Consider the following 15,653-nt stretch of genomic DNA (forward strand, 5'->3'; position numbering starts at 1 on the left):
CGCCGGTCCCAGGGTCGCAGGGAGTGGGCGCAGGCATCACGGGCGCGAGGCTGGGAGGCGCGAGGGCGCGGGCGTCACCCGCGGGGCGGATGCAGGACAGAGGGATCGGGCATCACCGGCGCGAGGAGCGTGGACGCGGGCATCACATGCGCGGGGCCGGGACGCGCAGGACGAAGGTCGAGCCGCGCCCGGGGGCGCTGGTGACTTCGATGTCGCCGCCGAGCAGGCGGGCGAACCGATGGGCCAGCGCGAGGCTGACGCCGCTGCCTTCGTGGGAGCGCGTGGGCCCGTCGTCGAGCGGCTGGAAGGCGACGAACAGGCGCGGCAGGTCGGCGGCCGCGATGCCGACGCCGGTGTCGGCGACCCGCAGCTCGAGCCACGGGAGGTCGTGCACGGCGATCGCGGCGAGGCGGACCTCGACGCGGCCGCGGTCGGTGAAGCGGACCGCGTTGTCGACGAGGGTGTGCACACAGTGGGCGAGCATCGCGGGATCGGTCAGGCAGACGAAGGCCGTCGGCAAGGGCGCGAGCGTGAGCGCGTCGCCGCGCGCGCGGGCCTCGAGCTCGCAGTGGGCCACGGCCTCGCGCACCAGCGTTGCGACGTCGACGGGGACGCGCGCGGGCTGGACGACGTCGGCCTCGACGCGCGACAGCTCGAGGATATGCGTCAGCGTGCGGACCAGGCGCGCGGCGGCCCGCCGGATTCGCTCGGTGTCGCCGTCGATCGCCGCCAGGTCGCCCTCGGCCGCCGACTCGCGGATCAGCTCGGCGTAGCCGACCACGGCGTTGAGCGGGGTCCGCAGCTCGTGGCTCATGTTGAGAAGGAAGCGGGTCTTGAGCCGATCGGCGCGCACGGCCGCGTCGCGGGCGCGGGCCAGGTCCTCGTAGAGGCGGGCGTTGTCGATCGAGGTGGCGATCTGGGCGGCGAGGTGGCGCAGCAGCGCGAGCCGGCCGCTGCCGAAGGTGTGCGGGGCGAGGTCGTTGTCGAGGTAGAGGACGCCGAGCAGCTCGCCGTGGCCGAGGATCGGCGCGCACAGGACCGAGCGCACGCCGGCCAATGCGGGGTCGCCGGCGAAGTCGTGGTCGACGGCGACGTCGCCGAGGACGACGTCGCGGCGGGTGCGAGCGACGAAGTGGACCAGCGACTGCGGTAGACCTGGCTCTTCGGACATGGCCCGAGATTGCAAGACGTCGAGCCGCTCGCGGGCGACGTCGGCGGCGGCGGCGATCTGCAGGCCGCCGTCGCCGTTCAGCAGGACGAAGCAGCGGCGGGCGCCGGCGACCTCGAGCACGGTGCGGACGAGCGCGCAGCAAGCGGTCGAGGACCAACTCGCCGGTGATCGCCCGGGTGCTGCGGAGGAGCGCGGCGACGTCGATCGCCTCGGCGCCGGCGCTCGGCGGCGGGGCGTCGGCGGGGGTCGGCGCGGGCACCGGGGCGGGCGCGGGCGCGGCGAGGCCGGGGAACTCGGCGCGCAGGCGGGCAGACAGGGCCGGGGCGCCCCAGCGGTCGTAGGTCGCGGCGGCTGCCCCGAGGTACATGTGCGAAAGGACATGTGATTCGCGGGCGCGGGCGTGGCGGCCGGCTCGCTCGAGCGCGAGGGCCTCGATCCGCAGGTGACCGGCGCGGCGGGCGGCCTCGACGGCGCGCGGGTAGAGGAGGGCGGCCTGGTCGTGGTCGCCGCGGCAGCGGGCCAGCTCGGCCTCGACGAGGAACAGCCGACCCTCGATGTTGGCGGGGCACAGGGCGGCCCAGCGGCGCAGGTGCCCGAGCCAGGCCTGGGCCCGCTGGCGGGCCTTGCGGGCCAGCGGCTGGCCGCGAGCGGTGAGCACCAGCAGCGGCAGGGTGATCTGATCGACGAGCAGCAAGGTGCCCTCGGCGCGAGCCCAGCGCAGCCGCTTGGAGAGGACGAGGGCCTGATCGATGGCGCCGTGGTGGTAGAGGAGGGCGAGCTTGATCAGGTGGTAGGCGGAGGCGAGGGCGCGGCTGTGCGGGCCGAGCTCGTCGACGAGGGCGTCTTCGTCGAAGTCGGGGCCCTCGAGCGTGGTCGGGCCGTCGGTCTCGCCGCGCAGGGCCAGGGCCATGCGCTCGAACAGGAGGTGCCAGTGGCGCTGATCGAAGCCGGGCATGCCGACGCCGATCGGGGCGTGGGCGCGGGCGCTGGCCAGGAGTTGATCGATGTCGCCGACGCCGAGCCAGCGGGCGTGCATGACCCCGGCGGAGATGTAGAGCGCCATCGACGAGGCGCCGATCCGGCTGGCGTGCTGCAGCTCGCGCTCGAGCCGCGGGACGATGATGGCGACCGGATCGAGCCAGGAGGCGACGTAGACGCCGCAGTAGTTGGCGAGCTGGGGGCCGAGGCGCGGGTCGGGGAAGCGATCGGCGAGCGCATAGGCGACGGCGTGCAGGGCCCGCGCGCCGGCGGCGTCGTCGAACATGTGCACGTGCCCGAAGGCGTAGAGGGCGACGGCGATGGCGGACTCGCCGTTGACGCCGTGGCGCAGCGCGAGCGCGAGGGCCCGCAGGCCGTAGAGCAGCGCGAGGTCGGGCTGGTGGTGGTAGGCCGAGACGCAGATCGTGCAAAGCAGCCGCAGGGCGCAGCCGATCCGCGGGTCGCGGACGGCGGGCAGCGCGGCCAGGTCGCGCAGCGAGGTGCGGCCGCGCAGCCAGCGGATGGCCGCGAGCTCGCGCAGGATCGCCAGGCGCGAGGCGTTGGCGGGGACGTGGACGCCGAGCAGCGCCAGGCCGGCGCGCCCGGCCGCCAGCGCGGCGTGGATGTGGCCGCGATCGGTCTCGAGCGCGACCTTGAGGTCGTGGACGCCGGCGCGGTCGACGTCGTCGCGGGCGCGGGCCAGCAGCGGGGCGAAGCGGGCGGCGGCGGCGTCGGGGTCGCCGGCGAAGTGCTCGCACTCCATGCAGTCGCGGGCGAGCGCGAAGGCGAGGTCGTAGCGGGTCTCCCACGCGTGCTCGGGCAGCAGCGCCAGGCCCTGGCGCAGCAGCTGCACCGCGGTGGTGAAGGCGGCGGCGCGCATGGCCTTGCGGCCGGCGGCGAGGTCGAGCTCGGCCAGGCGCAGGCGCTCGGCGGGGTCCTCGATCCGCTCGGCGGCGAGGTTGAGGTGGCCGACGATCTCGAATAACATGTCCTCGAGGACAGCCGACGTGGCGCCGCGCAGCAGGCCGCGGCCGAGCTCGAGGTGGAGGCGCTGGCGCTCGTCGGCGGCGAGGCCGGCGTAGGCGGCCTGCTGCACGCGGTCGTGCACGAACTCGTAGACATCGACGTCGACGGCGAGCACGAGGCCGCGCTCGATCGCCTGGGTCAGCGCGGCGGTCACGTCCGCGGGCTCGCGGCCGAGCAGGCCGGCGAGGCGGCCGGCGTCGAAGCGCGCGCCGACGCAGGCGGCGGCCTGCAGCGCGCCGCGGACGTCGGGGCCGAGGGCGGCGAGGCGGCGGGTCATGAGCGCGACGATGTCGGCGTCGGGGGCCGCGCGGGCGGTGGCGGCGGCGTCCCAGGCCCAGCCGTCGCGCTCGGGCGACCACACCAGGAGGCCCTGGTCGAACAGCCAGCGCAGGTAGGCGCGCACGAACAGCGGGTTGTTGTCGGTGGTGGCGGCGACGACCGCGGCCAGCTCGGCGGCCTGTCCTTCGGGCCAGGCGAGCGTGTCGCCGATCAGGCGCTGGACCTCGGCGGGGGCGAGCGGTCCGAGGCGGACGCGCACGTCGGCGGCGAGGCTGCGCAGCGGGTGGGCGGCGGCCAGCTCGTCGTCGCGGTAGCTGCCGACCAGCAGCAGGTGATCGAGGTCGGGCTCGCGCGCGAGCTCGTCGTAGAGGCGCAGGCTGGCGGCGTCGGCCCACTGCAGGTCGTCGACGGCGATCACGAGCGGGGCGTGCGGGCCGGCGAACACGCGCACGAGGCGGGTGACGGCGGCGTGGAAGCGGCCCGCGGCCTCGGCGGGCACGGCGACGGTCGGGCGCGGGCGGGCGCCGATCACCAGGGCGAGCGCGGGCAGGACGTCGGCGAGGCCGGCTGCGCCTTCGCCGAGAGCGGCCTCGAGGGCGGCGCGCACGGCCGCGAGGCGCTCGTCGGGTTCGGCGAGGGCGCGGCGCAGCAGTTGGTCGAGGGCGGCCAGCAGGCCGGCGTACGGGGTGGCTTTCTCGACCTGCTCGAAGCGCCCGCTGACGAACACGCCGCCGGCCTCGCGCACGGCCCCGGCGAAGGCCCGCAGCAGCGCCGACTTGCCGGCGCCCGAGGGCCCGGCGACCAGCGCGAGGCCGCGGGCGCCGGCGCGCACGGCTGTCCAAAGGGACAGCAGGGCGGCCAGCTCGCGCTCGCGGTCGAACAGGGTCGCGGGCAGCTGCAGGCCCGGCGGGCGGTCGCGCGCGGCCGGCTCGAAGCGCGGCAGCTCGCCGCGGGCGAACGCGTCGCGGCAGCGGGCGAGGTCGTGGCGCAGGCCCTCGAGGCTCTGGTAGCGGGCCTCGGGGCTCTTCTCGAGCAGGTGGAGGATGACCCCGGACAACGTGTCCCCGAGGTCAGGTGCGAGCGCGACCGGGGCCGCGGGCACGCGCGCGAGGTGGGCGTGGACCAGCTCGAGCGGGTCGTCGCTGGCGAACGGCAGGCGGCCGGTGAACAGCTCGTAGAGGGTGACGCCGAGCGCGTAGTAGTCGCTGCGCGGGTCGACGTCGCGGCCGGTGCGGCCGGTCTGCTCCGGCGACATGTACTGCAGCGTGCCCTCGCCGGCGGCCGCGGCGGCGAAGTCGATCAGCTGCACGCGCTCGCCGTCGCCGTGGACGATGATGTTGGCCGGCTTGAGGTCGCGGTGGACGACGCCGGCGGCGTGGACCCGCGCGAGCGCGCCGCAGATCTCGAGCGCGAGGTCGAGCCGGGCCACCAGCGACAGCGCGCGCCCCTGGCGGAACCGGTGCAGCGAGGCGCCGCCGATGTCGCGCAGGACCAGCACCGGGCAGCCGTCCCAGCGCTCGAGCGCGAGGACCTCGGGCACGGCCGGGCCGGCGCAGCGGCGCAGCAGCTCGGCCTCGCGCTGCAGCCGGGCGACGCCGGGGCCGTCGCTGAACTCGCGCCGCAGGGCCTTGAGGATCGCGCGCGCGCCGTCGCGACGGCGGAAGCCGCGGAACACCTGCGAGGTGCGCCCGTCGTGCAGCTGCTCCGCGAGCTCGTAGTCGCCGGCGGCCATGTGGGGCCCAGTGTGCCTTGCCGCGCGGGCGACAGACACTGCGACGTGAGGGCTCGCTTCCGCGCCGACGCTGCGGCGGCGCGAGCGACCTCCGGCGGCGCCGCCCCGGTCGCCTCGCAGCGCCGATGCGGCGCCCGGGGTCGGGCGCGGGCGGCGGGATCACGGGCGCGTCGTGAGGCTCGTCGCGCGGCGCCGCCGTCGGTGACGTCGTGGCGCGCGAGCCGGCGATCTCTGTGCGGCGACTGGACCTCGCGTCCGGCGGGGCGGAGCGCTGCTGTCCCGGGGAGCATGACTTTTCAGTCATGTTCGCGGGGACATGTCCTTTGCAGCTTCTCGCAGGTGGGTGCGGCTCAGCCGACCGGCGGCGGGAGGGTGTCGCACGACAGCTGGATGAGGGTGAGGGCCTGGTCGAGGGCCTGGGCCAGGTCGCCCTGGCAGATGTCGCCCATCAGGCCGTTGGCGGCCATGGACGTGAAGTCGTGCAGGGTCGGGGCCGGGTCGGCGCTGCCGAACACCGAGTCGCAGGCGGCCGCCTGCGGGCCGGCGATGGTGACGACGACGTAGCGCTGGTCGCCGCCGACGAACGCGTCGAGCGCGGCCCGGGTCGCGGCCGGCGTGGTGGTGGTGTTGGCGAGGTCGTCGTCCTCGTCGGTCAAGAGGACGATCACCAGCAGCGAGGCCTCGCCGCGGTAGAAGCCGTCGTTGGCGCCGCCGAGCGCGGCCTTGGCGAGGAACATCTCGATGGCGTCGAGCGGCCGCTCGCGCCCGAGGTCGGTGCACAGGTTGCAACTCGATCTCGGGTCGGTAGCGAGGCAGCTGAAGGTGGCAGAGACGCCCGGCGCGGGGCCGTCGATCCACAGCTTGCCGTCCATGTCGCAGTCGTCGTCGAACTGGTTGTCGCCGTCGAACAGGGCGCCGTCGAGGCCCATGGTCGACTTGCCGTCCTTGTTGGCGACGATCGAGGAGTTGGTGACGCCGAGGCGGTAGCCGAGGGCCGCGGTCTGGCTGTCGCCGACGTAGGCGTCGAGCACGGCGACGAAGTCGGGGAAGTTGGCGTCGAGGTTGGCCTTCTCCTCGTTCATCGAGGCCGAGATGTCGACGACGAACAGGACGTCGATGGTCTCGCAGCCGACCTCGAGCGAGCTGCCGAAGTCGGCGGCGACCCCGAGGTCGAGCTTGAGGGCGTCGGTGGGGCCGCCGGGCCGATCGCCGGTGCTGGTGTCGTCGCCGCCGGTCGGCAACAGATCTTGCAAAGTCGTGCCGACCCCGGCGTGCATGACGGTGGTGATCCCGAGGGGGGCGGTCGCGCTGGCCCCGTCGCCGCCGCCCTCGCCCACGCAAGCGCACACGAGCGACGACGACGAGAGGGCGACCGAGACGAGGCGAAGCTGCATGCGCTGTTCTTGACCGCCGACGCCACGAACGGCACGCGAGCGACGTGCACGGCGTCTCACCGGCGCGCGCGCGGCCTGGTACTGTCGCGTGGTGCCGAAGCGTCCGCGTGTCGTCGTCCTGCTCACCCTCGTGATCGCGTGCACGCCCAGCAAAGCGCCGGTGACGGCGCCGACGAGCGCGGCGAAGACGACGCCCGCGGCGAAGGACACGCCGGCGGTGGCCGTGACGTTCGACGACCTGATCATCGGCGGCCGCGACCTCGAGCTGGTACGCACCGAGGCGATGACGCGCGCGCTGCTGGGGCACTTCCAGGCGGGCGCGGTGCCGGTGGTCGGGTTCGTCAACGGGTCCAAGCTGGAGGACGGGCCGGCGAAGACGGAGCGCCTGAAGATCTTGAAGCTGTGGACGGACGCCGGCATCGAGCTCGGCAACCACACGTTCTCGCACCCGTCGCTGCACGCGACGCCGGTGAACGAGTACGAGGCCGACATCGTGCGCGGCGAGCCGGACATCCGGGCGCTCAACGCGACGCTCGGGCTGGGGCTGCGGTGGTTCCGGCACCCGTACCTGCACACGGGCACGTCGCTCGAGATCCGCGCGGAGATCGATCGCTTCCTCGCCGAACGCGGCTACACGGTCGCGCCGGTGACGGTCGACAACGCGGACTGGCTCTACAACTTCGTCTATACCGACGCGAAGACGCGCGGCGACGAGGAGACGATGGCCCGGGTCGGGGCGGCGTACGTGGCGTCGATGGAGGCCGCGCTGGAGTTCCACGAGCGCGCGACCGAGGCGCTGTTCGGCCGGCCGATCCGCCACGTGCTGCTGCTGCACGCCAACGAGATCAACGCGGCGCACTTCGACGAGGTGGTGGCGATCTATCGACGCCGCGACTATCGCTTCATCACGCTGGAGGAGGCGCTGAAAGACCCGGCGTACCAGGAGGCCGACCGCTTCGTCGGCAAGGGCGGGGTGTCGTGGCTGTACCGCTGGGACTGGACGCGCGGGCGCAACCAGGTCGACTGGAAGACGCAGCCGGAGCCGCCGGCGTTCGTGCAGGAGCTGTTCGCGGCCAGCCAGTGACCGGCGCGCGACAATGAGTGGTGCTGACATTCGACGGAAGAGACAGGAATCGAACCTGCTACGGTGTCACCCGCGACGGTTTTCGGGACCGTTTGCCAAACCAAATGGCCGCTCTTCCAGGTGTGCGGAGCGGGAGGGATTCGAACCCCCGCAGGCTTGCGCCCTCCAGCTTTCCAGGCTGGTGTCCTAAGCCGCTGGACGACCGCTCCGCAATGGACAATGGGCGCCGCTGGCTCGCGCTGAAATGACGGAAGGAGCGCGGATCGAACGCGCGCGGGTTTTCAGGCCCGTCCACGGGTTAGCACCCCGGAGCCTTGCCTCTCGGCCATCCTTCCATATCGCGCGAGCCGGTGCGGCGATTCGAGCGCAGCCCGTGCGATTCGCAAATCACACAGGTGCGGACTTCCACGAGTGTTTGGCGTGACCCTGTCGCCCGCTCATGCGCAATCGCATGAGGACCGACCTGGCCCGCGAAACCCCGCGTAGAGCCCTTGCGCCGCCTCCGGAGCCGCTGGTGCGTGAACGCCCGTAGGCGCCCACGCTAGCGTGAACTCGAACTGGAGCGCCCGAATCCGCTGACGGATCGAGGACTCCGGGTCCGGTCGGTGCGACGAGGCAACATACGGACGATGTATCATGGGGTCGCCGGGGCGTCAAGCGACCTTCGCATAATTCGACGATGAATGATGCGAGCGACAATGCGAGGGGAGGCGGCACGCACTGCGATGATTGACGGCCCGCCGCGGGCGCGCGGACAGGGGCCGCACGGGCGCGCACGATCGAGCGCATGGCGGCGAGGGCCGGGCGCGTCGTCGAGTTCGTCCGTGCCTCCACGCGCCACGCGCCGGAGATTCTCGTCGTCGGGCGTGACGGCAGACGCCTGCGTCCCCGCAGGTCAGCGCCGATCTACCCAGGGCGCGGGCGTTGACGCCGCCGGGGCCGGTGAGGTACGCATGGGGCCGCATGGCAGTCCACGGCGGCGGATCGCCCGGGCCCAAGGCGGGCGAACGCGCCGGCGGCGTGGCGGGCCGCCGCGACATGGGCCTTGAGGCGACCGTCGACTCCGACACCGTCGACGGCCCGAGCGCGGGCATGACCGGCGGCCCCTCGACCGGCCGGGCGCGGATGCCCGCGCACCTCGACTCGACGTCGTCACAGGACGCGTCGAGCGTGTTCGACGCGCGGTCGATGCCGATGAACATCGGCCGCCACGAGCTGGTGCGGCCGCTCGGGATGGGCGGCATGGGCCAGGTGTTCGAGGCGCGCGCGCCCGACGGCACCACGGTGGCGCTGAAGATCATTCGCGGCACCAGCCCCGAGCGGCTCTACCGGTTCAAGCGGGAGTTTCGCTCGCTGTCGGCGGTGGTCCACCCGAACATCGTCGCGCTCTACGACCTCGTCCACGTCGACGACGGCGGCGGCCAGGGCCTGGCGTTCTTCACGATGGAGCTGCTGCGTGGGGCCCACTTCGTGTCCGCGGTGCGCGACGAGCTGGCCGAGGGCGCGCTCGACGAGCCGGCGCTGCGACGATTGCAGGACGCGATGGTCGGCCTGGCGTGCGGGCTGTCGTGCGTGCATCGCCATGGCCTGGTCCACCGCGACATCAAGCCGTCGAACGTGATGATCACGCCGACCGGCCGCGTGGTGGTGCTCGACCTCGGCCTCGTGCGCGAGAGCCGGGTCGCCTCGTTCGACAGCGTCGGCGAGAACCACGCGCTGCTCGGGACGCCGCTCTACATGGCGCCGGAGCAGGTGATCCGCTCCGACGACGCCGGCCCGGCCGCCGACTGGTACGCCGCCGGCGAGGTGCTGTGGGAGTGCCTGCACGGCGAGTCGCGCCACGCCGGGCGCACGCTGGTCGAGGTGTTCGAGCGCAAGCTGATGGAGCCGCCGACGCTGCCGCGGCGCGCCGGCGTGCCGCCGCACCTGGCGCAGCTGTGCCTCGACCTGCTGGCGCGCGAGCCCGCGGCGCGGCCGAGCGCCGGCGACGTGCTGGTGCGGCTCGGTCGCGGCGATCTGGTTGCGATCGAGCTCACGGTCCAGGGGCTGCTCGGGCGCGAGCACGAGGCCCGGCTGCTGCGCGATCAACTGGCGCAGACCGGCCGCACCAACGCGGTGTTCGTCAGCGGGCCGTCGGGCTTCGGCAAGACCACGCTGGTCGAGCACGTGCTCGACGTGGCCCGCCGCGAGGACGCGGTGGTCGCGTTCACCGGCAGCTGCTCGGAGCGCGAGTCGATCCCGTTCAAGGCGCTCGACTCGGCGATCGACGCGCTCAGCCTCTACCTCTGCAACACCGACGCCGACGCGACCGCGATCGCCCGCCCCGACGATCTGGCGGCGCTGGCCCGCCTGTTCCCGATCTTGCGCACGGTGCCGGCGATCCGCGATCTCGACGACGCGTGGCTCGAGGGCTGCGATCCGATCGAGATCCGCCGCCGCGCCGCCGATTCGCTGGCCGCATTGTTGACGCGGATCGCCACGCGCCGGCCGGTGGTGCTGGCGCTCGACGACCTGCAGTGGGCCGACCTCGACAGCGTGCTGCTGCTCGAGTCGATCCTGCTGCGCAAGCACCCGCCGCCGATCACGCTGCTCGGCAGCCACCGCGAGGGCACCGAGACCACGCGCGCGCCGCTGTCACACCTGTGGAAGGCGCTCGAGGCGGCCGAGTTCATCGGCCTGCGCCGGGTATTGGTCGGGCCGCTGTCGGACGAGCAGTCGCTGGCTCTGGCCGCACGCCTGCTCGGCGGGCCGGTCGACGATCCGGTGGCCGCGCGGATCGCCCGCGAGGCCGGTGGCAGCCCGTTCTTCATCGGCGAGCTGGTCCGCCACGCGCTCGCCCACGGCGGCCTCGACGAGGCCGGCCTCAGCCTCGACAGCCTGCTGCGCGCGCACCTGCAGCGGCTGCCGCCGTCGGCCAAGCGGCTGGTCGAGGTGCTCGCGGTCGCCGGCGGTCGGCTGCCGCGCACGCTCGCGGTCGACATCGTCGCCGCCGCGGCCGGCCCGGTCGATCGCGGCACGCTGGCCCGCCTGCGCGCCGAGCATTTGATCCGCATCGCCGACGCGTCGCAGGACGACGTGCTCGAGACCTACCACGATCGCGTGCGCGAGGCCGCGGCGCAGGAGGCCGCCGAGTCGCAGGGCTCCGAGCTGGCGGCGATCCACCTGGCGATCGGCGAGGCGCTGCTGAGCAGCGGCGCGGCCGACACGGCCACCCTGGCGCACCACTTCCGCGCCGCCAACGACACCGAGCGCGCGACGCAATTCACCCTCGCGGCCGCGCTGGAGGCCGCCCGCGCGCTGGCCTTCGATCAGGCGGCCGAGCTGTTCCGGGCCGCGCTGTCGATCGGGGGCATCGACGCCGCCACGGCCACGCACACGCGCGCGCACCTGGCCGAAGCGCTGGCCAACGCCGGGCGCCTGCACGCCGCGGCGCGCGTCTACACCGACGCCGCCCACGCCGACGACACCTCCGCCAGCGAGGCCCAGCGGACCGAGTGGTTGCGCCTGGCGACCGCGCATTTCCTCTCGACGGGGCACCACGACGAGGGCCGCGCGGTGCTCGAGGAATTGCTGCCGCGCGTCGGCCTGTCGCTGCCGCGCGGGACCGCCTCGACGATCGTCGCGCTGCTCGGCCAGCGGGCGCTGCTCGCCACCCGCAAGCTGGTGCTGCCGCCGCCCGGCGGTCCGCGCCTGTCGGAGCGCGACGCCCAGCGCCTCGACGTCTGCTGGACGGCCACGCGCGGCCTGCTCTACAGCGACGGCATCAGCTCGACGCTGTTCCACGCCCGCCACTTGCGGCTGGCGCTGGCGAGCGGCGATCCGCTGCGGGCCGCGCGGGCGATCGGCTACGAGGCCTACCTGCGGGCCTTGATGGAGGGCGGGGCCGCCGACGCGGCCGCGACCGCGATCTTCGACAGCCTCGAGGCCTCGGCGCCGATCCAGGCCAGCCCGTACGTGCTGGGAATGCTGGCACAGTACCGGGCGGGCGCGCATCAGATGCTGTGTCGATTCGAGCCGGCGATGGCCTCGTACGAGCGCGGCATCGCCATCCTGCGCGAGCAGTGCACCGGCGTGATGGACGAGATCGCGCAGATGGACGCGCATCGCATGATGGTCCTGCTGTACCTCGGCCGGATCGGCGAGCTCGGCGACGTCGCGTTCCGGCTGCTGCGCGAGTGCGCCGAGCGGCCCAACCCGTACGTCGAGGGCTTCGCTCGCGGCGTGCTCGGCAACCACGTCCACCTCGCGCAAGATCAGGCCGACGCCGCTCACGAGCAGCTCGAGCTGTACCGTCGCAACGCACCCAAGAAATTCGAGGCGCATTTCTTCAACTGCGCGTCGAAGCAGACCGAGCTGCTGCGCTACCGCGGCCTGGCCGAGGAGGCGTGGCGGCAGAACCAGGCCGACTCGGCGATCGTCGAGAAGTTCCCGTTCTTCCGCGTGCCGTACGTGAAGGCCGAGTTCTACCGCTCGCGCGCCGCCAATGCGCTGGCCCTGGCCGCGCGCTCGCGGGACCCGGAGCCGCTGCTGAAGATCGCCCGCGCGGCCGCCAAGCAGTGCTTCCGCGTGCCGCTGCCGATGGCGGACGCCTACGGCCACCTCACGCTCGCCAGCGTCGCCGCGCTCGAGGGCAAGCTCGAGCTCGCGGCCACCGAGCTGCGCCGCACCGTCGCCGTGTTCGAGCGCCTGAACATGGCCAGCGACCTCGCGGCGTGCCGGCGCCGGCTGGCGGCGCTGCTCGGCGGCGACGAGGGTCGCGCCCAGCAGCAGGCCGCCGACGCCTGGATGGCCGAGCAGCAGATCCTGCGCCCCGATCGCTTCACCGACATGATCGCGCCGGGCTTCGACCGGCACACCTAGACCCCACCACAATCAGGAGCTGTGCGATGCAGGACCTCTCGCGTGCGCGTGAACTAGCCATTGCGCTTTCTCGAAACTCGGGCGGCACCGACGCCCACGCGCGGGCCGCCGCCCTCAGCGGCGAGCTGGCCTCGCTCTTCAATCACCCGACGGGCGCCCCGGGCACGCTGAGCGGCTATCAGGCCGAGGGCACCCTCGACGCGCGCGTCGCGGTGCTCGTATTGCCGGCGGCGACGGTGCGGCGATTGTTGCCCGCGGGGCTCGAGCTGGCGCCGCAGCCGGTCGTGCCGGCCGAGTATCACCCGGTCTATCTGTTCTTCTCGCACGAGAACTTCCCCGCGTGGTTCGGCACCATGGATTACCATGAGCTGCTGATCGGCGTGCCGTGGGTGCAGATCGCGGATCCGAAGGCCACCTATCCCGGCCCGTTCGTCTACATGCCGCGGCTCTATCTCAATGAGCTGGCCCCGTGCGAGCTCGGCGTGCACATGTATGGGTGGGAGAAGCAGATGGGCACGCTCGACGTCGTCGGCGACGGCGCCCCGACGGTGCGGTTCACCGTCACGCCGAAGGACGGCAGCTCGCCGGCGGCGATCGGCGAGTTCACCGAGATCCCGGGCGTGGGCCCGAAGTCGTCGGCCGACTTCAAGAACTTCCTCATCGTCCGCCAATTGTTCGAGCAGCCGACCATCTCGCAGGCGCTGCACATCGTCGATCGCAACTCCTTCGACTCGAAGATCGCCGGCCCGTTTTTGGCCGCCAACAACACCCTCGAGGCCGACAAGGCGGGCGCGACGATCCAGCCGCTGGCGGCGACGATCACGATCGGCGCCTCGTTGACGCCGCCGGGCATCCCGCCGGGCACCTACCACGTGCCGAGCCTGCTCGACGCGGAGCTGGGCGCGTTCAGGATCCGCTGCCCGCAGGCCATCTCGCTGCCCGGCTCGTGCGCCGACGCCAGCTATCCGCGGCCGCCGGCCGCCCGCAAGCTCAGGGTCGCGGTGTTCGGCGGCGGGCCCTCGGCCTGCGTCGCCGCGCTGTACCTCGCGCGCCAGACCGATCGCTACCAGGTCACGCTCTACACCACCGGCTATCGCCTCGGCGGCAAGTGCCAGTCGTGGCGCAACCCGGACAAGGCCTGGCGGGTCGAGGAGCACGGCCTGCACGCGTTCCTCGGCTTCTATCACAACGCCTTCACGGCGGTGCAGGACGCCTATCACGACGGCTTCGCCAGCCCCGAGGTCGGCGAGGCGCTGTACCAGAACGCCTTCTACGCCGAGCACCACAACGGCCTGATGGTGCATCACCGCGGTGAATGGTCGTACTGTCCGCTGCCGAGCCCCTCGGCGGTGGCGCCGACGCCTTCGCCGACGGCCTCGTCGACCGGCGGGCACGCGCTGCTGATGGCCGTCGAGGCGCTGGCGCGGCGGGCCCTCGAACATTTCTCGGCGATGGCCGACGCGCACGCCGGCCTCGCCGACGGCATGGACGCGCACGCCTCGGTGCTGCAGCGGCTGCGCAGCGCGATCGTCGGGCTGGTCGTGCGCGCCGCGGAGGACATCTACGAGGCCGACCTCGGCGGCATCGACGACTTCATCGCCGCCGAGGTCGAGAAGGTGCGCGACAACCTCGCCAATCGGGTCCGCGCCACGCCTTCGCTGCCGACGTACCTGTGGTTCTTGTGGACCGGCGCCGACACGATGCTGACGATCGCCGTCGGCCTGCTCAAGAACCCGGTGAAGAACCTGTCGGAGCTCGACGGCTCGGACTTCCGCGACTGGCTCAAGGCCAACGGCCTGCACGAGGCCGCCGGCGAGTCGTGGGCCGTCATCGATCAGGTCTACGAGACCCTGTTCTCGCACCAGGACGCCGACCCGGCCAAGGACGCCTGCAAGCTGCTCGACACCGCCGTGCGCCCGGCCAACCTGGCCGCCGGCGTGGCCACGCGGTGGTTCTTGCTCGAGAGCCTCGGCTACCGCGGCGCGCCGGCCTACCGCTTCGAGTACAGCTGCGCGCAGACGATGATGACCCCGTACTACCTGGCGCTGCAGCGCCTGGGCGCCGAGGTCCGGTTCTTCCACACCGTCACCGGCCTCGAGCTCGCAGGCAGCGGCGAGCAGCGCGAGCTGGTGCGCGTGCACCTGCAGCGACAGGCCGAGGTCAAGGGAGGGCCCGCGGCGTATCAGCCGCTCGTCATCCCCGACCTCGCCAACAACCCGCCCGAGCTCCACGACTGGCCGCTCGATCCGGACTGGTCGCAGCTCGTCGACGGCGACTGGTACCGCGAGCACAACATCGACTTCTATGATTCGTGGCAGGCCGGTCGCAACACCCGGGCCACGCCGGTCCAGCTCGAGCGCGGCGAGGGGTTCGACCTGTGCGTGCTCGGGGTCCCGCTCGGCGCGTTGCCGCTGATCGACTCGCCGCTGACCCGGCCCACGCGGTCCGACGCCGATCCGGCGTGGAAGCGGATGATCGACGGCATCGCCGTGACGCAGACGATGTCGTTCCAGCTGTGGCTCAAGCCCAACGCGGGGGCGCTGATCGCCGGGGCGCCGCGCGGCCTCCTTACCTGCTTCGCCCAGCCCGAGCCGAGCTACGGCGATTTTACGCCGCTCATCGCCCACGAGGAGTGGCAGGCCCCGGGGCCGCACCTGCTCTCGTACTTCACCGGGGCCTCGGTGGCCGGCAAGCCGCCGCTGCCGCCCGAGTGCGGGCCCGAATATCCGCGGCGGATCCAGGCGCAATGGGTCGCCAAGGTCACGCAGTGGCTCGGCGATCATTACGCCGAGTTCTATGACGGCAGCAGCACGCCGGACAGCTTCGGCGGGTTCCTCGACGATCTCGTGGTCGAGGGTGAGCCGCTCATCGGCGCCGCGCGGCTCGAGTGGCAGCATTTGATCGCCGACGTCGAGCCTTCGAACCTGTACGTCCTGAGCCAGCCGGGCTCGATCGGGCTGCGCCTCGGCCAGGCCGAGTCGGGCGTCAAGGGCCTGCTGCTGTGCGGCGACTGGACGCGCACCGATCTCAACTGCGGCTGCGTCGAGGCAGCGACCGCCTCGGGCATGCTGGCCGCGCGGGCGATCAGCAACGAGCCGCGCACCGTATGGCGGCCAGGCTTCTGAGCCA

At 73.1% G+C, this 15,653-nt stretch carries 5 protein-coding genes, 3 tRNA genes and 1 pseudogene; 3 read left to right on the forward strand and 6 right to left on the reverse strand.

Annotated features, from left to right (window positions below):
* Positions 1-142 precede the first annotated feature (142 nt).
* The 3 genes and pseudogenes from POL25_RS44940 to POL25_RS19755 form a co-directional block, all read right to left on the reverse strand.
* Positions 143-1,552: a GAF domain-containing sensor histidine kinase gene (locus tag POL25_RS44940; protein ID WP_373372110.1), complete on the reverse strand. Its 1,410-nt coding sequence runs from the start codon at positions 1,550-1,552 to the stop codon at positions 143-145.
* Positions 1,553-3,785: 2,233 nt separating this feature from the next.
* Positions 3,786-5,186 (reverse strand): annotated as a pseudogene (locus POL25_RS44945) (serine/threonine protein kinase); the annotation flags it as partial.
* A gap of 350 nt (positions 5,187-5,536) precedes the next feature.
* Complete coding sequence (locus tag POL25_RS19755; protein WP_272087661.1) at positions 5,537-6,580, reverse strand: hypothetical protein; 1,044 nt, start codon at positions 6,578-6,580, stop codon at positions 5,537-5,539.
* 91 nt (positions 6,581-6,671) lie between these two features.
* On the opposite strand from POL25_RS19755, the gene POL25_RS19760 reads away from it, so the two are divergent.
* Positions 6,672-7,664, forward strand: a complete 993-nt coding sequence (locus POL25_RS19760; RefSeq protein WP_272087662.1) for a polysaccharide deacetylase family protein — start codon at positions 6,672-6,674, stop codon at positions 7,662-7,664.
* Positions 7,665-7,698: 34 nt separating this feature from the next.
* On the opposite strand, the gene POL25_RS19765 is transcribed toward POL25_RS19760, so the two are convergent.
* From POL25_RS19765 to POL25_RS19775, 3 genes are all read right to left on the reverse strand, one after another.
* Positions 7,699-7,782, reverse strand: a tRNA-Ser gene (locus POL25_RS19765).
* Between the two features lie 7 nt (positions 7,783-7,789).
* Positions 7,790-7,873, reverse strand: a tRNA-Ser gene (locus POL25_RS19770).
* A gap of 39 nt (positions 7,874-7,912) precedes the next feature.
* A tRNA-Ser gene (locus POL25_RS19775) sits at positions 7,913-7,999 on the reverse strand.
* A gap of 628 nt (positions 8,000-8,627) precedes the next feature.
* Between POL25_RS19775 and POL25_RS19780 the strand changes: the two genes are divergently transcribed.
* Both POL25_RS19780 and POL25_RS19785 read left to right on the forward strand, forming a co-directional pair.
* Positions 8,628-12,524 carry a serine/threonine-protein kinase gene (locus tag POL25_RS19780; RefSeq protein ID WP_272087663.1) on the forward strand — a complete coding sequence of 1,299 codons (3,897 nt, stop codon included), beginning with the start codon at positions 8,628-8,630 and terminating at the stop codon, positions 12,522-12,524.
* Positions 12,525-12,550: 26 nt separating this feature from the next.
* Entirely contained in the window at positions 12,551-15,649 is a 3,099-nt protein-coding gene (locus POL25_RS19785) for an NAD(P)-binding protein (protein ID WP_272087664.1), read from the forward strand.
* The last annotated feature ends 4 nt before the right edge of the window (positions 15,650-15,653 follow it).

Source organism: Nannocystis bainbridge, from assembly GCF_028368995.1.
Classification (GTDB): domain Bacteria; phylum Myxococcota_A; class Polyangia; order Nannocystales; family Nannocystaceae; genus Nannocystis; species Nannocystis bainbridge.

Coding starts and splice junctions, on each gene's coding strand:
- POL25_RS44940 (WP_373372110.1), bottom strand. CDS start 1,552: ATGTCCTTTCGCACATGTACCTCGGGGCAGCCGCCGCGACCTACGACC.
- POL25_RS19755 (WP_272087661.1), bottom strand. CDS start 6,580: ATGCAGCTTCGCCTCGTCTCGGTCGCCCTCTCGTCGTCGTCGCTCGTG.
- POL25_RS19780 (WP_272087663.1), top strand. CDS start 8,628: ATGGCAGTCCACGGCGGCGGATCGCCCGGGCCCAAGGCGGGCGAACGC.
- POL25_RS19785 (WP_272087664.1), top strand. CDS start 12,551: ATGCAGGACCTCTCGCGTGCGCGTGAACTAGCCATTGCGCTTTCTCGA.